Annotated in this window: 9 protein-coding genes; 6 read left to right on the top strand and 3 right to left on the bottom strand. The window is 66.3% G+C overall.

Translation table 11 applies throughout. From position 1 onward, the window contains the following. Window positions 1-76 precede the first annotated feature (76 nt). The 6 genes from tssK to ACRECS_RS04735 are packed head-to-tail and all read left to right on the top strand — an operon-like array spanning window position 77 to window position 9,454. Complete coding sequence (tssK, locus tag ACRECS_RS04760) at window positions 77-1,417, top strand: type VI secretion system baseplate subunit TssK (protein ID WP_431581812.1); 1,341 nt, start codon at window positions 77-79, stop codon at window positions 1,415-1,417. Next, window positions 1,414-2,826, top strand: a complete 1,413-nt coding sequence (icmH, locus tag ACRECS_RS04755; RefSeq protein WP_431581811.1) for a type IVB secretion system protein IcmH/DotU — start codon at window positions 1,414-1,416, stop codon at window positions 2,824-2,826. Before tssK ends, icmH begins: the two co-directional genes overlap by 4 nt. Before the next feature lie 4 nt (window positions 2,827-2,830). Continuing rightward, complete coding sequence (gene tssM / locus ACRECS_RS04750) at window positions 2,831-6,370, top strand: type VI secretion system membrane subunit TssM (RefSeq protein WP_431581810.1); 3,540 nt, start codon at window positions 2,831-2,833, stop codon at window positions 6,368-6,370. 8 nt (window positions 6,371-6,378) lie between these two features. Beyond that, window positions 6,379-6,867: a type VI secretion system-associated protein TagF gene (tagF, locus tag ACRECS_RS04745; RefSeq protein WP_431581809.1), complete on the top strand. Its 489-nt coding sequence runs from the start codon at window positions 6,379-6,381 to the stop codon at window positions 6,865-6,867. Further along, window positions 6,816-7,625, top strand: a complete 810-nt coding sequence (locus tag ACRECS_RS04740; RefSeq protein ID WP_431581808.1) for a PP2C family protein-serine/threonine phosphatase — start codon at window positions 6,816-6,818, stop codon at window positions 7,623-7,625. Before tagF ends, ACRECS_RS04740 begins: the two co-directional genes overlap by 52 nt. Continuing rightward, a complete protein-coding gene (locus ACRECS_RS04735) occupies window positions 7,622-9,454 on the top strand; it encodes a serine/threonine-protein kinase (RefSeq protein WP_431581807.1) in 1,833 nt (610 codons plus the stop codon). Before ACRECS_RS04740 ends, ACRECS_RS04735 begins: the two co-directional genes overlap by 4 nt. On the opposite strand, the gene ACRECS_RS04730 is transcribed toward ACRECS_RS04735, so the two are convergent. Genes ACRECS_RS04730 through ACRECS_RS04720 form a run of 3 tightly spaced genes read right to left on the bottom strand, consistent with a single transcriptional unit; the run spans window position 9,426 to window position 21,111 of the window. Beyond that, on the bottom strand, window positions 9,426-10,304 hold the full coding sequence (locus tag ACRECS_RS04730) for a CPBP family intramembrane glutamic endopeptidase (RefSeq protein WP_431581806.1): 879 nt from the start codon (window positions 10,302-10,304) through the stop codon (window positions 9,426-9,428). The genes ACRECS_RS04735 and ACRECS_RS04730 overlap by 29 nt on opposite strands. Continuing rightward, entirely contained in the window at window positions 10,301-13,417 is a 3,117-nt protein-coding gene (locus tag ACRECS_RS04725) for a CHAT domain-containing protein (protein WP_431581805.1), read from the bottom strand. Before ACRECS_RS04725 ends, ACRECS_RS04730 begins: the two co-directional genes overlap by 4 nt. After that, complete coding sequence (locus ACRECS_RS04720; protein WP_431581804.1) at window positions 13,414-21,111, bottom strand: filamentous hemagglutinin N-terminal domain-containing protein; 7,698 nt, start codon at window positions 21,109-21,111, stop codon at window positions 13,414-13,416. The genes ACRECS_RS04725 and ACRECS_RS04720 overlap by 4 nt, the downstream gene beginning before the upstream one ends. Window positions 21,112-21,133: the final 22 nt, after the last annotated feature.

The raw sequence follows: 21,133 nt of genomic DNA, 5'->3' as shown, positions 1-21,133 counted from the left end.
TGGCTCTGCGGCAATAACCGATCGTGCGTACGTGAGCGATTCAGCGCGCGAACGCCAGTTGCGCTGGGGAAGACGATTGACTGGAAAAAACCGGGTCGCCTGGCACGAGGGCATGTTCCTCCGTCCGCAGCATTTCCAGGCGCAGGACCGTTTTACTGAGGCGCAGCTCCGGGCCCGGGTCGATACGATCCGGCCCTGGCCCTGGGGCCTGACCGAATTGGTGATCGACGAGGATCTCGCGACGATCGGCAAATTCGCGATCCAGCGCGCCTCCGGCGTGCTGCCCGACGGGACGCCGTTCGCCATTCCCGACGATATTCCGCCACCCGAGCCGCTTGATGTCCCGGGTGACGCACGCGATGCGCTCGTCTCGCTTACCTTGCCGGCGAGCCAGCTGGGCAGCGTTCAGTTCCGCGATACCGAAACCCGGTCGCAGGATGCCCGCTATCTGGTGACGGAAGCCGAGATCGCCGACGCCTATTCCGAGGACCGGACCAGCGAGCCGATTGGCCTGGGCCGGCCAAATCTGCGCTTTGGCATCACCCGCGACCAGACCTATGGCCGCGTGTCGCTTGGGCTGGCGCGCGTTCGCGAGGTCCAGAACAAGGGGCTGATGTTCGACGACCGCTATATTCCGCCGACGCTCGACATTGCGGCGACGACGCGGCTTGGCGGCGGCCTGGCGGATATTGTCGGCCGTGCGCAGCAGCGCAGCGGCGAATTGGCGATCCGCGCGGTCGAGGCGACCGACGGCGGATCGGATACCTTTGCCAGCTTCCTGCTACTGCAGGCGCTCAATCGCTGGATCCCGGTGCTGGAACATCTCCAGTTCCTGCCGACCGTCCATCCCGAACGACTGTACGAAGCGCTGACCTCGATGGCGGGCGAGCTGGCGACGCTGATCCGTCCCGAGCGCCGGGCGCCGCCGCTGCCGCGCTACGATCATGAGAACCCGCAAATCTGCTTCGAGCCGGTGTTCGACCTGCTTCAGTCGATGCTGTCGGCGGTGTTCGAACGCTCCGCGCTGCAGCTGCCGCTCGAGCTGGCCGGGCCCGGCGCCTATGTCTCGAAGATCACCGATCATCAGCTCTACAAGACCGGCTATTTCTACCTCGCGGTCGCGGCCGCCGCGCCGGTGGAGGAAATCCGCGGCCTGTTTCCGTCGGTCGCGAAGATCGGACCGGTCCAGAAGATGCGGCAGATCGTCGATTCGGCGCTGCCCGGCGTTCCGCTGCGCCATACCCCGACCCCGCCACCGCAGCTGCGCATCCTGCCCGGATTCGTTTATTTCGAGCTCGATCGCGGCGTGCCCGACTGGCAGGAATTCGCCACCGCCACGGCGCTGGGCCTGCATGTCGCGGGCGACTGGCCGCAGCTGAAACTCGAATTGTGGTGCGTGAAGAGAGCAGCGAGATGAGCGGCGACGATGGGGACAAGACCGTATTCCGGCCGTCTCCGCTGCAGAATCTGAAGCGTGGGGATGGACCGGGGCAGCCCGCCGGCGCCACGCCGCCGGCCTTTCCGCCCGCACCGCCGCAACCCGAGGGCGGATATGGCGCGCCGCCGCCCTTGTCGCGATCGAGCGCGGTCCCGGCCGGGTCGCCGCTCGCCCCCTCGCGTCTGTCCGAAGACGATGTGCCGTTGCCGGCAACGGCGCAGACCATCCGCAACATCATGCTGGCCGAGGCCGAGCCGGTGCTTGCCCTGATCGCGAGCGTGCGCAGCGGGCGAGTGCGGATGGCGATGCCCGACCTGCACCGGCAATGCACCCAAGCGGTCGCCCGGTTCGAGCGCGCGATCCAGCCGCATTATTCCGAAGAGCAGCGGCAGCGCGCCAAATATGCCGTTTGCGCGACGGTCGACGATATCGCGCAGAACCTGCCGGGTATCGGCATCGATGGTGCGGAATGGGCGCGGCGGTCGATGGTCGTGACCTTTTTTCAGGAGAATATCGGCGGCGACCGCTTCTGGCAGCTGGTCGACGACATGCTGCGCGTTCCACACGACAATCTCGACCTGATCGAGCTGTATCATGCCTGCCTTGCCGCGGGGTTCGAGGGACGGTTCCGGGTGATGCCGGACGGACGCCGGCGGCTGCACGAGATCATGACCCGGCTGCAGGGCGCGTTGCCGCATGTCCGGTCGCTGTCGCAGGTCGAGCTGGTGCCGGACTGGCGCGGCGAAAAGGCGCCGGCCGCGCGGATCGGCTGGAGCATCCTGGCGCTGGCCGCCGCCGGGGCCGCCGCCTTGCTGCTGCTGCTTTACGTCATTCTGCGCCTGATGCTGATGTCGAGCGGCGAATTGCCGTCCGACCGGCTGTCGGCATTGACCCCGGATGCGCGCCTGACCCTGTCGCGTCCCGCCGCGGCGATGGCCGCCACCGACAGCGCACAGGCGACCGCGCTCAAGCGTTTCCTGGCCCCGGAAATCCGCGAAGGCCTGGTCAAGGTCGAGGAAGATGCGCAGACCGTACGAGTGCGAACCACGGTCGGGCAGCTGTTCAAATCCGGCTCCGACGCGCTCGAACCCGGCCGCGACACCCTGTTCCACCGCATCGGACGCGCGGTGGAGGAAGAACGCGGCAGCGTGACGATCGAAGGCCATGCCGACAATGACAAGGTATCGACGGTGCAATTCCCCGACAATATGGCGCTGTCCGAAGCGCGCGCCGAGACGGTCGGCGCCTTGATCCGCAGCGATCTGACCGATCCGTCGCGAGTCACGACCAAGGGGCTGGGCGAAACCGTGCCGATCGCCTCGAACAGCACGGCGGACGGCAAATCGCTGAACCGGCGCGTCGAAATCATCGTGCCGCGGCGGTATTGATCCCATGCGCAGGTTTTTCCGTAATGTGTTCGGCAACTGGTATGCCGTCACCATTATCGCCGCGCTGATTCTGGCGGCATTGCTGGCGTTCGGGCTGCCGCTGTTCGTCGCATTCTTCCGGCCTTTGTCAGTGCGCATCGCCTGTGCCGTGCTGGTGGCGCTGGGGTGGTTGCTCTGGTGGTTCCTCAGGCGCCGACGCACGCTCAAGGCGGCGGACGCGATCGCCGCCGAACTGGCCGGGCCGAATGCGGCCGAGGAAGAGGGCAAGCTGCTCGGCAAGCGCATGAACGAGGCGCTGGCCAAGCTGCGCGCAAGCAGCGGCCGTCAGCGCGACTATCTCTACAGCCGGCCCTGGTATGTCATTATCGGACCGCCTGGCGCGGGCAAGACCACGGCATTGCTCCATTCCGGGCTGAGATTCCCGTTCGTCGAGCAAGCCGTGAGGGGGGTCGGCGGCACCCGCAATCTCGATTTCTGGTTTGCCGACGAAGCGGTGCTGGTCGACACGGCAGGTCGTTATACCACGCAGGATTCGGATGCGACGGTCGACGCCGCGGGGTGGAAGGCGTTCCTGTCGCTGCTGAAGCGCAATCGCCCCGCACATCCGGTGAACGGCGTGATCGTGGCGATCGGCATCGATGAACTGATCCGCAGCGACTGCGCCGCGATCGACGCGCATGCGCGCGCCGTTCGCCGTCGCCTGGTCGAGATGCGCCAGACGCTCGAAGTCGCCGTGCCGGTCTATCTCCTGCTCACCAAGGCCGACCTGATCGCCGGCTTCACCGAATATTTCGAAGACCTGGATGTCGAGGGGCGGCGCGCCGTGTTCGGATCGACCGCGACGTTCGCCAATGGCAGGCCGGCGTCCGCCACGCTGGCGCAGGCATTCGACACGATGACTCAGGCGATCGCCGACCGGCAGGCACGCCGCGTGTTCGAGGAGGTCGATCAGCGCCGCCGCGGCATGATGATCGGTTTCCCGTCCCAGCTTCGATCGCTGCGTGCGCGGCTCATGCGGTTTCTCGACGGCGCCTTTGTGTCGGGCGAAGAAGCGGCTGGGCAGCTGCGCGGATTTTACCTGACAAGCGGCCTGCAGGAAGGCGCGCCGCTTGATCGCATTCTGGCGGGCATGGCCGAAGTGTACGACCAGCCGATGGAGGCGAGCCCCTCCGGCAGTTCGGGACGTGCCTATTTCCTCAATCGCCTGCTGACCGAGGTGATGTTTCCGGAGGCCGGGCTGGTCACCACCGACACCAAGGCGAAAGTCCGCCGGCGCGGGCAGCTGATTGGCGCACTGGCCGCGATCGGCGTGACGATGGCGCTGGTCGCGACGGCGTGGGGTGTCAGCTTTGCCCGCAACCGCGCGTTCCAGGGGGATCTCGCGCGTCAGACCATGGTGGCGGAAAAGCAATTCCGCGAGGCGGGCGTCGATCTCGCCCAGGTCCGCGAGGACGATGCCGATCTGCGCGCGGCGATCCCGGCGCTCGACACGTTGCGTAACCTGCCGCGCGGTTATGCGGCGCGCGCGGCCGGCGGACCGCCGCTGCCGATGACCTTTGGCCTGTATCAGCGCGGCCTGAGCCAGGAAGCGCTGGAAACCTATCGCGACGCGCTGCGCCGGGTGCTGTTGCCGCGGTTGTTGCTGCGGCTCGAAACGGTGATGAAGGCGCAGGGCCGTGATCCGATGCAGCTTTACGAGCCGCTCAAAGTCTATCTGATGCTCGGGCAAAAGGGCCCGATGGACACCAAGTCGGTCAAGGCCTGGGTGACCGGCGACTGGGCGAACGAGGTGTATCCGGGGGCCGACAGCCAGGCCGAACGTACCGCGCTCACGCGCCATCTCGAGGCGTTGCTCGAAGATGGCGACATGGCGAGCGTCTGGCCCAATCGTCAGCCACCGCTCGATGCGCAGCTCGTGGCAAGCGCGCGCGCCGCGGTGCAGACGCTGTCGATGGCGGATCGCGCTTACGCCGTGCTGCGCCAGAAGGCGGCATCGGCGGGGGCGCCATGGGAGGCGGCGAACATCCTGTCGCAGGGCGATGCGCTCGCTTTCGCTTCGCCCGATCAGGTGCTGGCCGCGCGGATCCCGTATTTCTTCACCCGGGCGGGCTATGAAAAGGCCTATCTTCCGGGGCTGGTCACCGTCCAGCAGGACCTGAAGCGCGACCTGTGGGTGGTGGGCGGCGCCGATGAAGCCGGTGTGGGCGCCGAGCTGAGCAATGTCCGTCCCGGCGTGGCGGGCCTGTATGCCAAGGATTATATCGCCGCGTGGGAAGGGTTGATCACGCTGATGCGGCCGGGCGCCTATTTCAGCGATCCGGCCGCGTTCGGCGCCTTCACCAAGAGCCCGTCGCCGATGAAGCGCGTGTTGCTCGAACTGCGCAAGAACACTGTCTTTACCGGCGGCACGCAGGCCGGGCTGGCGCGCGCCGCGCGCTATGGCCTCAACCGGTCGCGCATTGGCCGGATCGGGCAGCAGATGAACCGGGATCGCGCACGCGGAATCGACGCCGGGGACGAGATCAGTGGCTATTTCGCCAATCTGCAGGACTATGTCGGCGATGGCCGCGGTTCGGCGCCGATCGACGAGTTCGTCGCGGCGGTGAAGTCGGCCGGTCAGGCGGTGATGGCGGCACAGTCAGTCGGCGGCGGCGGCGGTGCCGATACCACCCAGGCGCAGATGGCGGCGGCGATCGCGTCCGTGAAGGCGGCCGCGGCCAGCGCTCCGCCACAGATGCAGCCGTTCGTCACGCAAGCGGCGGGCGGCGGCTCGGCCGCGCAGGTGAGTGCTGCGGGCGGCGCGATCACCGATGCCTATGCGCAAGCCGTCCTTCCAGCCTGTCGGGAGGTTGCCCAGGAGCGCTACCCTTTCTTCGGAGCCGCACCACAGGATGCGGCGATGGTTGATGTGTTGCGCGTATTCGGGATGGGCGGCGTGATCGACAGTTTCACGCAAACCCGGCTCAAGTCGCTGATCGACACCGAGGGCGCGATCTGGCGCTGGCGCGATGGCAATCCGGTGACCGCCGCGCTCAATCCCTCGACTCCCGAAGCGTTCGCGCGCGCGGGCGAATTGCGCGACCTGCTGGTTGGCGGGCTGCCGATCAAGGTATCGGTGGCGAGCTTCGGTACCGGCGTCGATACGGTCGAAGTCACCAGCGGCGGCACGCGCTATAAGTTCAAGGCGGCCAGCAACCAGCCGCGCCCCTTGCTCTGGTCGGCAAGCGGGGGGCTGCCGGAAGCATCGGTGGTGTTCTATTCGGCTGCGAAGGCGGCCGCTGCGACACCCGGGAAGCCGGCCGCCGCACCGGCCGATCCGGACGCACCATCGGGTACCGAGCTTGGCCGCTTTGCCGCCGAAGGACCCTGGGCGTTGTTCCGTGTCATGGATATGGCGGAAAAGCAGAATGCGGGCGCGCGGGCGATCCGGGCGAGCTTCGGCCAGGGCGCGCTGCGGACCACCCTGGCGATCACCTTGCCGGGGGACCGGAACCCGTTCAGCCGGGCCGGGATCTGGTCATTTCGCTGCCCGGCGTCGCTATGAGCGGGGCTATGAGCGGGGTAGCCCTGTTCGGAAAGCTTCCCGCGCATGGTGATTTCGTCGCGCGCGGTTTCACGCACGATCAGCGCGAGCGGATCGATGCCTGGCTGTCGCCCTCGCTGGCTCAGGCACGCACCGATCTGGGCGACGCGTTCGCGGATACATTCGACCGCGCCTTGCCATGGCGTTGCGACGGGGACGGAATCGCGGGCGCCGTCGCTGCGTCGCAGGACGCGCTGGGTCGTCGCTTCCCGATCTTGCTGCTGATCGGCGACCCGATGGCGGCCGCGCGGTGCGAGGCTTTGCTCTATGCCGCGATCGGCGAGCGCTGGGAGGCCGATCGCCTCGTCCGCGAGGCGGGCGATACCGCCGGCGCATTGGCGATCGATGCCGCAGATCGCTGGTGGAGCGCCGATGCGGACGCCGACACCGCGACCCTGGCTGGCGCGTGCCCGCCTGGCCTGATGTCGGCAATGCTCAGCCGGGCGGCGGCGGCATGACCAGCCTCAGGATCAACAGCGTTGCCGGCACCCATCCCGGGCTTGTGCGGCGCAACAACGAAGACGGTTTCTGCGATCGGGCGGCGGACGGACTATGGGTCGTGGCCGACGGGATGGGCGGCCACGCGCATGGCGACTGGGCGTCCGGCGCGGTCGTCCAGGCGCTGCAGAGCATCGCGGTACCGACCGACTTCGATACCGCCGCGCAATCGGTCGCCGACGCGATCCACAGTGCCAATCGCCGTATCTGGTCCGAATCGCAGCGTCGCGGACAGGTCATGGGATCAACCGTCGTCGCCTTGCTGGTCCAGGACCGGCGGTTCGCGATCCTGTGGGTCGGCGACAGCCGCGCCTATCTGTTGCGTGGCGGCGTGCTGCATCTGCTCAGCCGGGATCATACCCAGGTTCAGGAGATGGTTGATCGCGGACTGATCACGCAGGAGGACGCGCGCCATCATCCGGGCGGACATGTCCTTGCCCGGGCGATTGGCGTCGGCGCCCGGATGGCGGTCGATGTGGTGATGGACGAGGTCGAGCCGGGCGACCTGTTCCTGCTGTGCAGCGACGGCCTGACGGGCAAGGTGGAGGACGGCGAAATCGCCGCGATCCTTGACAGCGGCGACGCACAGGCAACGCTCGATGCCCTGATCGCGACGACGCTTGAGCGCGGCGCCCCCGACAATGTCACCGCCATCCTGGTTGGCGTCGGCGAAACGACCCTGCTTGCCCTGGCGGGCAGCCCGGGGCTGTTGCCATGACCACTCCACCGGGCGGCGAGGACGAGGATCCGCGGACGGTCTTCATACCGCCCACGGCCAGGCCGCCGGAGGACGACAATGAGCGCACGGTTTTCGAACCCGGCGCCGCGCTCCACCCCAAAAGCATCAAGGTCGGCGATGTTCTGAACCACATGTTCGCGGTGCGGCGCTTCATCGCGCGCGGCGGCATGGGCGAAGTGTTCGAAGGCGCCAATGTGATCACCGACGAACGCGTCGCGATCAAGGTGATGCTGCCTGCGCTGGCCAGCGATCCCAACGTGATCACGTTGTTCCGCCGCGAAGCACGGACGCTGACGCGCCTCCATCACCAGGCGGTCGTGCAGTACCGTGTGCTGGCGCAGGAGCCGGAGCTTGGCGTCCTCTATATCGTCACCGAATATATCGACGGGACCAACCTGTCGGACATGCTCGGCACGCTTGCCCCGACGCCGGAGGCATTGGGCGCGCTGCTGCGACGGCTTGCCTCGGGATTGGCCGCCGCGCACGCCCTGGGGGCGATCCACCGCGACATCTCGCCCGACAATGTGCTGCTGGGCGGGGGCGAGCTGGCACAGGCACGGATCATCGATTTCGGCATTGCCAAGGATCTCGATCCCGGCACCGCGACGATCGTCGGCGATGGTTTCGCCGGCAAGCTCGGCTATGTCGCCCCCGAACAACTGGGCGATTACGGCCGCGAGCTGGGGCCGTGGACCGACGTCTATAGCCTTGGCCTGCTGATCCTGGCGGTCGCGCGCGGGCGCGACCTGGGATTGGGCGGATCGCTGGTCGATGCGGTCGATAAACGCCGGGCGGGGCTGGATCTGTCCGCGGTGCCCGCGACGCTCAGGCCGATCATCGATCGGATGACCCGACCGAAACCATCCGAGCGCTACCAATCAATGGCTGCGGTGCTTGCGGCGCTCGACCAGATCGAAGTCCCGCGCGAGGCCGGGCCCGGCATACCGCGCAACTGGAAGATCGGCGCCGGTGTTGCGGCCGCCCTGATGCTCGCGCTGATCGGCTGGCTCGTCCTGGGCGGCTATGGCGCCGATCGTACCGGACCAGGCCGGATCGGCCCGGCCAGTACCGCCGACCCGATTACGCGGGCCGGCAATGCCATCAACGCTGCATTGCCATCGGTCAGTTGCACCTGGCTCCGCGTGGTGAGTTTGACCAACGCCGCCGACGGGGCCCATGTGGCGTTGACAGGCGTGGCGGGCAGCCCCGCGGCGGCGCTGACCGAGATCAATCGCGCACTCAAGACACAGGATATCTCCGGCGCCGACATCGATTTCTCGCAGGTTGCGCCGATCAACCAATCGGGCTGTGCCGCGCTTGACGCCTATCGCCAGATCCGCGCACCATCCGGCAACCGCCTGTCGGTGCCGCAGCGCAAGTTCGAGATGCGCACCCAGCCGCCCGAATCCGCCTATCCGGGCTCGATCGCCGCCAATGCCGTGATCGGCATTTCGGTGGCGGATCCAAGCCGCGACCTGGCACTGGTCGGGCTTGAGCCATCGGGCAAGATCGACATGCTGGTGCCGAGCAGGGCTGCCTTTGTCGAACAGTTGAAAGCGTCGAAAAAGGGGCTTCCGGTCACCGATCTCGGCGGCGACCGCTATCGCCTGCAGATCGATCTTGACCATGCGGGCTGGTCCGGGTTGCTGCTGATCAGCGGCAAGGGACCGTTCGATCCGGCCGTCGTCGCGCCGCCGCTCGGGGCGCGTGGTGCCGACTGGCGCGACCGGCTGGTCGCGATCGCCGCCGAGCATGGTTGGGAAGCGGATATGATCTGGTTCAGATCGGTCGATGAGGTGAAGGACTGAGCGCATCATGTGCGGTTGGCGACGCCGACCCCGTGCCGGACTTTCCGGATCGTTGCAGGAGCAACGGCACCAGAAAGGCGCAGAGTGCGATCGCCATTGCCCAACTGGCATTGAGCCCTTCTTCCGACCCACCCCAGCGCAGAGCCCCCACCAGATCCAGGTCAATGATGGCGCCGAACGAACCAAGCCCGGGGTTCGGATCGAGCCCGAGGCCAAGTTGCTCGGTGGCATTCCAGGCAAAGTGCGCAGCAAAAGCGCCAGCGATCCCGCCGCCGCGTGCCGCGAGTAGGCCGAACAGCACACCCCCGAGCGTGAGATTGATCAGCCCGACCATATCGCTTGCACCGGCGAGCATGTGCAATGCGGCGAAGGAGATCGCGATGCCGCCGATCGCAGCTGGCGATCCTGTGACCCGCGTCAGCAGCGGCTGCAGCCAACCCCGAAACACCATTTCCTCCGCCGCGACCTGAAGCGCGATGACCGCCAAGCCGGCCAGCAAGGCGGCCGAAAAGCCGCCACCAGTCCCATGCTCAAGCGTTCCCGCCAGCGCCGCATAGCCCGTGGCCAGCAGCACGCCGCCCAGACCGATCGCAATGCCCCACCCGCCGGCACGGAGCGGCGATTGCCCTGGCTGATAGGCTTGCAGGCCCGACAACGCGGCACCCGCGAGTCCGAACGCCAGCAATGGCCCGAAGATCACGACGGTAAATATCGCTTCGGACATCGCACCGGCGGTGGTTCCCGCCAGTTCCGACGCGGCCGCCGGTGCGAAGAACAACCATGCTGCAATCGCCGCGAGCGCCGCCGCCACGACGCCAAGCGTCCTGGCGCCGCCGCCCGTCAATGTCACCGTTGCGCAACCCGGGCCGGGGCAGGGCTAAGCATCGGCTTGTTGCTGTCGCCGACCAGGAAATAAGCCGCCCAGTAGAAAGGGTGGCTGTAAGTGGGCTGGTCGATCAGCGTGCGCTGCGCAACCTGCAACGCATTGCCCATCGTGCCCGTGCGCGCGTTGGCGTAAAAGGCGCGAACGAACTCGTCGCTCTCCTGCTCGGCTGAAACCTGCCAATAGGTGGCGAGTACCGCACGCGCATTGGCGGTCAGGAACGCCCGCACCAACCCTTCCAGCGTGGCGCCGGCCTCTTCCTGGCCGGATTGGCGTGCGAGACCCTCGTTACGAACGCCGCTTGCCGTATCGCACGCGGACAGAACCACGAGATTGGCATCGAGCCGCAGGCCGGCGATCTCCGAAAAGCTCAACAGTCCGTCCGACGCGGCGTCGCCGAACGAGGTGACCAGCGCGGGCGGTGATTTGGTGCAACCCCAAACGCCTTCCTCAAGGCCGTGGGTCGCAAAATGCAGCACTTCGAACTGGGCAAGATCGTCCCGCGCCTTGATGCCGGTGTCGCTGAACGCGGCGTCGATGATCATCGGCGCACCCTGATCATCAAGCGCGGCGGCGGCGATGCCGAGTTCACGCCGGCTGACCGGCTTCAGCGCTCGGGACAAATTCGCCAGGCGGCCATAGTCCACGGAGCAGCCGAACCCGACATCGATCTCGCGCGCGACTGGCTGCAACGTGTCTGCTGGCGGCGGAGCGTGCTCACCCAAGCCCAGAAACGCCTTGGGCGCACGCGACGGCGGGAGTGCCCGCGCCACCAGGAAGGACCGTGGCGACAGCGCATTCGACACCGTCGTATTCCGGGCGAGAAAGGCCGTCTGCGAGAAATCGAACTGATTGTCGCGCACGGCATTCCGGTCATAGCTGGTGACCAGGGCGCCGATCGGCAGCCGCTCAAGCGGTCCCGCCGGATCGACCACGATCGCCCGTGCTTTCGCCACCATGTCGGATGCAGGGCCAGTGACCAGGCGATACAGGGCATAGGCCGCGGCATCGTCGAACGGCACCAGCTTTCCGACGGCCAAGTCGCCGTCGATCGAGGCGCGAACACGCGTTGCCAGCGCATCGACCGCCTGTTTTGCGGCATCGCTACCAGCCACATGATAGATGAACGCCCGATCCGAGGTGACGTAGATGCCGTAGATGCGCCGGTTCAGGGCTGCGATCTTGAGGAACCCCTCGCCCGGAGCCAATGCGGCCCGTACCTCCGCGAGCGACGCCGGACGTTCCTCGACCGTCCGGTACCGGGCGTCTCCGGCCAGTTGCGCATCGATCACGAGCAGCCGCTGCTCGGCTGCCTGACGCGCCTTCTCCAGATCAGCCCGCGGAGTCGTATCGCCCGCGACGCGTCCGGCCAGCGCATAGCGCAGCCTTGTGATCTGCCGCTCCAGATCGGCCCGCTCGCGCACGATCATACCAAGCGCGGGATCGGCGGTGACGACGGTCTGAAGCTGGGTCAGCTGCCGCGCAACGGCCGGCTCGCCGCTTGCCTGAACGGCGCGGAAAAAGCTGTCGAAAGTGTCGGACTGCGGGGATTTCCCGGCCTCTGCCACCAGCAGATCGAGATAATCTTCCATGCCGATCGAAGCGCCGAGCGACGTTGCCCCACCATCGATCAGCGCGTTGACCGCCTGGGCGAAGGTTGTACGCACCGCGCCGCGCGGTGCGCCGCTACGCGCAAAGACTGCCGCGCGCTCCAGGTTCGCCTCCGCGATCGCCGGCTCGTTGCCAGTTCCCGCATTGGCCAGCGCGCCGCGCCGGAGTGCGTCGATCGCACGATCGAAATAGGCCAGTGCCTCGCTATAGCGACCACTGCGCGCGAGCAGGCGGCCGCGCTGACGATCGAGTCGGGCGCCGAGCCATAGCAATTGCGATTGATCGATCCGTTCGCTGGCGAGCGGTCGATAGGATTTGGTGGCCAGATCGAGCGCCGCGCTCGATCCCGCCTCATTGCCGCGCGACAGCAGCGCTACGCTGCGCGCATAATGCGCCTCAGAATCAAGAACCAGGCGCGCAAGATCGCCGGCATTGGGCACGGCCAGCGCACTGGCCGCATCGGCGCGTGCCGCCCGAGACTGGTTCAGGAGCCGCAGCGTGGCGGGATCGCGCAGCGGCTGATCCGCGGGAGCGGGCGCGCTGACGATCCGGTCGAGAATGGCGATCGCATTGTCGAAATCGTGGCGATTGAGTGCGTCGAGCGCGAGATATGTATCGCGTTTATAGGCCAAGAAAGGCGTCAGCGCGCCGGGTGACTCAGCAAAGACACGTTCGGCATCGGCAAAGTGGGTGCGCGCGGCTTCGGAAAAGCGGATGTTCGAATCCGCAAGGCCCGCCTCAAGCAGCAGTTCAGCACGAACGGCCGGCGATGTCCCTGCCGGCAAGCGGCTGATTGCGTCGTTGAGAACCCGAGACGCATCGACATAGAGGCCCTTGTGATTGAGGCTGATCCCCTGATTCAGGCCGGCAGCATCGGGTGGCGTATCGCTGGCGGCGAGCGAGGTTGCCTCCGCGCCGGGCCGAGCCGGCAACGAGGCGGGGTCCAGCGTGGCCGTCACGGTTCGCGTGATATCGGCGTTCGGCGCGCGAATACCAGCGACGATCGCCAGGCCTTCTTCCAGCTGCGCAACCAGTCCCGGGGTCGCTTCACCGGTAACCAGCGAGCCGCGGCGATCGAGGTCGATGCGGACCGTCTCAGTCCCCAGCGCCCGGTTAAAACAGCGTCGCGCTTTCGCCGGCTCGCCAGCCAGAGTGGTCGGCACTGGTGCGGCGCAATCGACCCCCGCCTCAATCGCCGCCAGCGCGGCCGGCGTGCGGTCAACTACCCGCAAAGCGCCGAGCGGGCGGCTTGCCGCCACATTCTGACAGGTGATGGCATAGGATCGCGCAAAAGCATCCGGCGTCGCAGGATCGTGCCAGTCGCGCGACGCGACGCACGCTTCCCCGGTTGCATTCCGCCCAAGGCCGAAACTGGTGAGCCGCGCCGCGGGGGTGACCGTCGTACATCCGGCAACTACGGCCGCCGCGGCGCCAAGGAACAATATCGTGCGGGTAACCCGAAGGATCATTGTGGCAGACCTTCTTCGGCCGACTCGCGTTCAGGTGAGAGCGCGGGAAGGCCAGTGAGCAATTCCTCGTTATTTCCGCCGATGACCGGATCGAACGGCGTCGAGACGTCCTGAGCCACCCCGAACACGTCGTCACTACTCCATTTGAAAATCTGCAGCGTCGGCTGGATCACGATCGTGGTGAGGCAACCGACACCCGACCCGGCAAGGCAGCCATTGATTCGGCTGTTGGCCAGCAGCACGGGATCGATGTCGATCACGCTGGGTCCCAACAGCGACGCGCTGGGACCGCCGACGCCGTTGATCGTGCCGAACAGCGCAAAACCGCCGCCGATGCTCGTCGCCCTGACCGTGAGCGCGGGTGTTGCCGGGTTCCCCAAAGTCCCACCAAGGGCGACACCGGAGAATTGCCCCGGCACGCCGGTGTTCTGGATCAGTGCGTAATCGGCAAAGCGGAGGCTCAACGAATGGGCGGATATCAGCGTGGTCGCTGCAGGATCGTAAAACCCGCCGCCAAGGCCCGCGTTGTACAACGCGGAATTACCATTGTTGATGAACGCCAGCGCCTGCGCACTTCCGCCCGCGCCAGGCGTGAGCACGCTCAAAAAGCCCGAGGCCAGCCCGACCGCAATCCTGTCGCCTCGCAGGTCGAGGTTGGCATTGTCGAACAGGAGGCGTCCTCCCCCGGTACTCGTCGCCGTCACGCGTATCTCGCTCGCGGATCCTTCGGTGGCACCACCGCCGATGCGGAACGCACGGCCCAGGCCACTGCCCTTGACGGTGCCATCGACGGCGATCGCGCCAGTCGTCAGCATATCGACCGTGCGTCGACCGGTATCGGCACCGAAGGTAAGTGCGCCGATCTGCAGCGCGCCGGCACCCTGATCAAACCGCACCGCGTCAGCATTGACCAGCGCAATTTCGGCATTCGACAGGCGGAAGCCACCGGTGGCCGTATCGTCGCCCAGCCGCATTGTCGACGTTGCGGCCGCGCTGTTCTGGAAGGTGATCGAACCGGCGCGCTGCAGCCCGGTCAATGCGACATCGGACGCGCGGATCGTGATCGACGGCCCGGCGGTCAGTGCACCGAGCGTCGCCAGGCCGACGGCGTCGATTATCGCCGCGCCCCCCGCCTGCCCTGTACCGAGTTGCAGTTCGGCGCCGCTGGTCAGCGACAATGCGCCACCGGCGCGCGCGTCGGTAACCTTGATTCCCCGGCCGGTAATGGTGATCGCACCGTTCGCCGCGATCACGCCGGCGGTCATCGCGCCGTCCGCCCCCAGCGTGAGGTCCGTGCCGGCGCTGGCATCGGCCATGGTCAGCGTAGAGCGCGCCTTGACCAGTGCCTGGCGCGACGCGGTCAGTTTGCCGGCGATATCGATTGCGTTGCCGTTGAGTGCCAGCCCTTCAGACGAATCGACCGTTCCCAGCTTCATATTGCCGGCATCCACGTCGATGTTCCCGGAGGTCGACCTGAGAGATGCGCGGCCATCGCCGATGCCCGTCAGGGCGCCTGCCGTGCCGATCTGGATCGACGCCGCGCGTACCGTATCGACCTGCACCTGAGCGCCGGCCAGCGATGCCGCACCCGCTGCGGACACCGACGCCGCCGACAAAATGCCTCCGGCGGCAAGTCTGATCGACGCCCCCTGGACGGCGCCGGTCGTGATCCCGCCGCTTGTGGTCACCAGATTCACGGCGCCCGTTGACGTGATCAGGCCAGTCGTCAAATCTCCCGCCGTCAGGCCGACATCGATAGCGCCGGTGATTATGTCGCCCGTGGTCATCGACGCCGAATGACGCAGCGCACCACCGGCGACACTGCCGTCATAACCACCGACAACCCCGGCTTCGATCGTGCCCAGCTCGATGGTTTTCTCAGCACCCGCGCGGAGCCCGAGCGCGCCGCCGGTGCGTATCGTGGAGCCGGCAAGCGCGATCCCGCCCGTCGTGTCGAGCACGATGGCAGGTGCCCCAGTCGCACCCAGGTTGGAGAGGGTCAGCCCCGGCCTTCCGCTGATATCGCCGTTCAGCGCGGTGATGACGATCGCCCCGCCGGCACGCTGTGTCACTGCGCCATCACCGAGCGTGACGCTTGCGCCCGTCACTTTGTAAGCGCCCCCGGCCGTGACATCACCATTTATCGCGGCATGGCCGTTAGCGAGGACAGTGATATCCTGGCCGCTATACAATTTGCCCAGGGTGGCATTGCTGCTGGTCGCGGTCAGCGCGAGCGGACCATTCGCATGCGCCTCCCCGAGCGACAGGCTGCCACCGGTGAAGGTCATGCTGCCCGTGGCGGACGCAGTGTCACCGATGATCTCGCGGTTGGACGATGCCGAAACATTTGTCCCGGAGATATTGACGAAGCTCAGTCCGGCGCCGCCGGAGAGCGTCAGCGCACCCGTCGCAGCAACCGACTGAAGGCTTGTCGTGCCGGTCGCCGTAAAGGTCGTATCGCCCGCGACAACGTCGCCACGCACGGTCAGATTGCCACCGTTTGCAATCAGGCTGATCGCGTTGCCGCCGACGTTAATCGCCCCGACCGAAATCGAGGATGCGGTTATCGAGGTCGGGCCGCCTTCAATATTGCCCAGCTGAACTGCCCGGCCGACCGTCAACGAGAAGGCCTGTCCCGGCCCGGCCGACAGATCGATGCTGCTCCCATTCTGGAAGCCAGTCACGTCGCCGGTCGGTGCGCTGACTGTCAGCGTGCCGCCCGTGCTGCGAATGAACGACGCGCGGATATCATGACCCGCCTCCACATTGACGGCTCCGTTCGCGGTCAGCCCCTCTTCCAGCTTAACATCGGCACCAGCACCGGTCTTGAGTGTCGCGGTCCCATCCGCCGTCACGCGCGTCGCCAATAGCGTTCCTGCCGAGGTCAGCGACACATTGCCGTCCGCCCCGGTCGCCGTCAGGCGCCCGAGACTGATCGTGCCCGCCACAGCATTGACATTGATCGCCCCGATCGAGGTGATGTTGCCGCCACTGACATTGCCGGTCGCGGCCTCTATGCCAACACCCCGGCCGGAGATCGCGTCATAGCTGACCGATCCACCAGTGAGCGAGACCGCACCGGCCGCCGAGATCGCGCCGGTCTGTACCGCGCCGGCACCGCCATTGATCATGACCCCGCCGCCCGATACGCCGATCGAGCCGGTCGTGACACCGTTCGCCGCCGTCGCCGTGAAGCCATCGGACAGCAACAGGTTGCGGGTGGAAATCGTCGAGATCGGTGTGGCCGCACCGGTCGGCGCTGCAATCACCAGCGACCGTGCCGTCACGTCACCAAGCGCAACGCTGCCGGCGTCGGTCGTGGCCGTCACTGCGGATTGCCCGAACTTCCCGCCGGACAACAACGAATTCGCGGCGAGCGAAATACCGCCCCCGGTTGCGCTCAATATGAGTGCTTCGCCACTGGCGCCGTCCGTGTCCGAGGCAAGCACCAGGTTCGACTGGCCGAAGATCCCGCCTCCGGTCGCAGTGATCGTCACCGCGCCGCGCGCTTCCTGCTGCCCACCAAGCACGACCGACTTGCCGGTAACCTGGTAGTTACCCACAGCGGTAACGTCGCCATCCCCCGTGGCGCGACCGCTGGCGAGGACAGTGATATCCTGACCGCTGGACAAATTGCCGAGATCGGCTTCACCATTGGTTGCCGTCAATGCAAGTGCACCGTTCGCCTGCGCCAGCCGGAGCGACAGGCTGGCACCGGTGATGTTTATCGCACCTGCGGAAAACGCTCTGCTGCCGATGATTGCACCGTTGGACGTTGCCGAAACACTCGCCCCGGAGATGTCAGTAAAGCTCAGCCCCGTGCCACCCGACAGCGTCAACGCGCCGATCGCGGAAATCGACTGCAGACTCGTATTACCGGTCGATGTGAAGGTCGCATCACCCGCGACGACGTTGCCGCGCACGGTCAGGTCGCCATTGTTCGCGTTCAGGCTGATCGCATTGCCGCCGACATTGATCGCCCCGACCGAAATCGAGGATGCCGTGATCGAGGTTGGTCCGCCTAAGATATTGCCCAGCTGAACTGCCCGGCCGACCGTCAACGAGAAGGCCTGTCCCGGTCCCGCCGACAGATCGATGCTGCCGCCGTTCTGGAAACCGGTCACGTCACCGGTCGGCGCGCTGACCGTCAGCGTACTGCCAGTGCTGCTGATGAACGATGCGCGGATGTCCCGACCGGCTGCGACGTTGACCGCGCCGTTCGCCGTCAGCCCTTCTTCCAGCCGAACATCGGCGGTGGCGGCGGTGGTGGTAAGTGTCGCGGTCCCGTCTGCGGTCACGCGTGTGGCGAACAGCGTTCCCAACGATGCCAGCGACACATTGCCGTCCGTCCCGGTCGCCGTCAGGCGCCCGAGGCTGATCGTGCCGGACAAAGCGTTGACATCGATCGCCCCGATCGAGGTGATGTTGCCGCCGGAAACATTGCCGGTCGTTGCTTTTACGCCCACGCCCCGGCCAGAGATCGAGCCATAGTCGACCGATGCGCCGGTGAGCGAGACCGCACCGGCGGCCGAGATCGCGCCGGTCTGTACCGCGCCGACACCACCTTCGATGGTGACCCCGCCGCCCGATACGCCGATCGAGCCGGTCGTGACACCGTTCGCCGCCGTCGCCGTGAAGCCATCGGACAGCAACAGGTCGCGGGTGGAAATCGTCGAGATCGGTGTGGCCGCACCGGTCGGCGCTGCAATCACCAGCGACCGTGCCGTCACATCGCCAAGCGCAACACTGCCGGCGTCGGTCGTGGCCGTCACGACCGATTGGCGGAACCGCCCGCCGGACAAGAGCGAATTCGCGGTCAGCGAAATACCGCCCCCGGTTGCGCTCAATATGAGTGCCTCGCCACTGGCGCCGTCGGTGTCCGAGGCAAGCAGCAGGCCGGACTGCCCGACGATTGCGCCGCCGGTCGCGGTGATCGCCACCAGGCCACGCGCTTCCTGCCGCCCGCCAAGCGTCACCGACTTGCCGGTCACCCGGTAATCGCCCGCCGCGGTGACATTGCCAAGCACCGCCGCCTCCCCGGTGCCGGCACTGACTGTGACACCACCACCATTGGCCTGGATCGCTTTGGTGAAGAGAATCGCGGCGGTCCCCGTGGCCGACACGGAACCACTGCTCGTCACCGTGTCGGTCACCGCCACATTGCCGCCGATCGCATTCAAGGTCACGTCGTCGCCATCGACCTTGCCGAGAATGATCCCACCTGCGGTGGAATTGATCGATACCGTCCCGCCGCGCACGTTCTGGAGGGTCACTGACGCGCCTGTCGCGGACACCCCAAGCGCGCCGGCCAGCGTATTCAGCCTTACCGTACTGTTACTTGTTACCGATGCCCGTCCGTTCGTGCTCTCGACCGTATCCAGAATGATCGGCGAGCCGCCGATCAGCGTTACGTCGCCGCTTGCGCGGATCGTGGACTGGATCGTCAATGCACCGACTGGCGCCGCCAGCGATATACCCTGTCCCGCGCCGGTCACGGCAATGCTCGCAACGCTGAGGCTGCCCGCATTGCTGCGCGCCGAGAAACTCTCGATGAGATTGAGATTGCCGAATGCGAGCGAGCCGTTGCTGACGATCGGTGCCGCATTGGTCGCGGGATTGCCGCCGGCGATCGAAAGGCCGGTAAGAGCCCGTGCCGTCACGTCTCCCAGAACCAGCGTAGCGCCATTCGCCTCGTTGCGGACGGCGACCCTCAACGCACGGTTCGTGCCGGCCGTAATGCGACCGGTCGACGACAGGTTGATCCCCTGTGTTCCCGCAGCCTGCAATCGCACAAAGTCCGACGTGTCGGCGCTGGTCGATATCAGCCTCAGCCCCGCGACGCTGGAAATACCGCCGACCCGCGCTTGCAGATCGATCGTGCCGCCGCTCGTCACGTTCTGGCCGTTCAGCCTGACCGATGCCCCGCGCAATATGAGATCGTCGTCCGCGTCGAGATCGCCGCCGAAAATGGCGTCGCCGACCGCATCGACCAGGATCGAACGACCACTTTGGATCGCGCCGGTGGTGAGCGCGCCGGCGGACGTGAGCGTTACGGCCCGATCAGCATCGATCGCGCCGGCCTTGAGGGCGCCGGCTGTGGTGGTCAACGTCACGGCGTCACCGCTGGTAAGAGCGCCCGTGGTGAGCGTCGTACCTTGCAGCTTGATCTGATCGGTCAGCGATATGTCGCCCGTCGTTACCGCCGCCTGCCGGAGGATGCCGGTGTCGAAACCTGCGGTGCCGACAGCGCCAACCAGACTGCGCGCGACCACCGTGCCAAGCGTGACGCTCCCATTGGACGCGCCGGAGCGAATACGAACGCTCGATTCCCGATTTGCGCCGCCCTTTAGGATCGTGCCCGGCGCAAAATTGATCGTTCCCGAAGGGACGTTCGTCGTCGTACCATCGAATGTCGCCGCCAGCGTCAACGCTTCCCGATCCAGTGACCCGTCTGCATTGGCCAGCAAGGTGAGACCTGCCTTGCCGGTCAGCGCCCGGCTCGCTGTTATGTCGATTGCGCCGTCAGCGCTTTGGAGCACGGGGGTTGTGCCCCCCAGCGTAACCGTCAGTCCATCGACTGCATAATCGCCTCTCGCAGTCACTGCACCGGCCACCGTCACGTCGCCGCCGCCGGTCAGGCGGATATCGCGCCTCGACGACAATGCGCCGGTGAACGATGCCGAGCCCGAGGCCCCGGCAAGAATGTCGCTGCCGTCATTGTCGGTGCTGGTCAGGTTGCTCCTGACAATCAGATTAGCGATGCCGCCGGTATCTGCGGGATTCCCGGCCACCGTCACGCCGTCGACAGCACTGGCCAGCCGTCCGGCCGACAGGACGATCCCACGCGTGCCGGAGGTTGCGGTCGTGACGCTCGCATCCACCTGAAGCAGGGAATCGGTCACGCTGCCCTGCGATGCCAGGGCAAACAGGGCGTCCGCGCCTGCCACCGTGCCGCGGATGAGCTGACTACGCCCGCTGACCGCGGTGCCGCGATTGATCTTGATCGACAACGGACTGCCGGGGTTGAAGGTCAGATCGACGTCGCTTGCGGTGATGAAGGCGACATCCTGATTGACCGCTTCGAAACTGCCATAGGCATCGATCTTGGGCGCAACCATGATCAAGCCGCGATTGCCGCCCTCGACCTTGATCCGCGCGCCGTTCATCACGGTGATTGCGGACTGGCTGTTCGCGGCGGTGCTCAGCGCGAAATTGCCGTTGCGATCGAGGAAGTCCGCATCCGTCATGTTGAGCGTGCTGAGCACGAGCGAGCCGGTGTTGATGTTGGCCTTGCTGCCAACCATGATGCCGCTGCCGTTCATCACCCAGACCGCGACGTTGCTGCCCGACGACAAAGTGCCAAGAATTTGCGAAGGGTTACCCGACAAATCGCGGTTCAGCACCGCGGCCTTTAGCCCCAAACCGCGATCGAAACGGACAGTCCCGTTTTCGGGAATGTTGAACCCGCCATTCCAATTGATGATCGTGTTATCGGCACGCAGCGATATGTCGAGCCGGTTGTTCCCGGGATTGAAGACCGGCGTGTTGCCGTTGTCATTGGTTGTCGTGTTGCCGGGATTGGGGAGTGACTGGCCATGGGCCGGTATTGCCATGAAAGCGACAATTGCCGTGGTCGCCGCCAGCCAGCGCCGGTGGCGGACATACATGCCGCTGCGAAACCCGGACCTATTCATAGCAAATCCTATCTTTTTCGAC

Source organism: Sphingomonas sp., assembly GCF_050725575.1.
GTDB lineage: Bacteria > Pseudomonadota > Alphaproteobacteria > Sphingomonadales > Sphingomonadaceae > Sphingomonas.
The sequence above is the reverse complement of the archived record's forward strand: the minus strand, read 5'-3'. Positions and strand labels throughout refer to the sequence as shown.

What these genes read in the sequence shown, in the direction of transcription:
- icmH (WP_431581811.1), top strand. Translation starts at nt 1,414, where the DNA reads ATGAGCGGCGACGATGGGGACAAGACCGTATTCCGGCCGTCTCCGCTG.
- tssM (WP_431581810.1), top strand. Translation starts at nt 2,831, where the DNA reads ATGCGCAGGTTTTTCCGTAATGTGTTCGGCAACTGGTATGCCGTCACC.
- tagF (WP_431581809.1), top strand. Translation starts at nt 6,379, where the DNA reads ATGAGCGGGGTAGCCCTGTTCGGAAAGCTTCCCGCGCATGGTGATTTC.
- ACRECS_RS04735 (WP_431581807.1), top strand. Translation starts at nt 7,622, where the DNA reads ATGACCACTCCACCGGGCGGCGAGGACGAGGATCCGCGGACGGTCTTC.
- ACRECS_RS04725 (WP_431581805.1), bottom strand. Translation starts at nt 13,417, where the DNA reads ATGATCCTTCGGGTTACCCGCACGATATTGTTCCTTGGCGCCGCGGCG.
- ACRECS_RS04720 (WP_431581804.1), bottom strand. Translation starts at nt 21,111, where the DNA reads ATGAATAGGTCCGGGTTTCGCAGCGGCATGTATGTCCGCCACCGGCGC.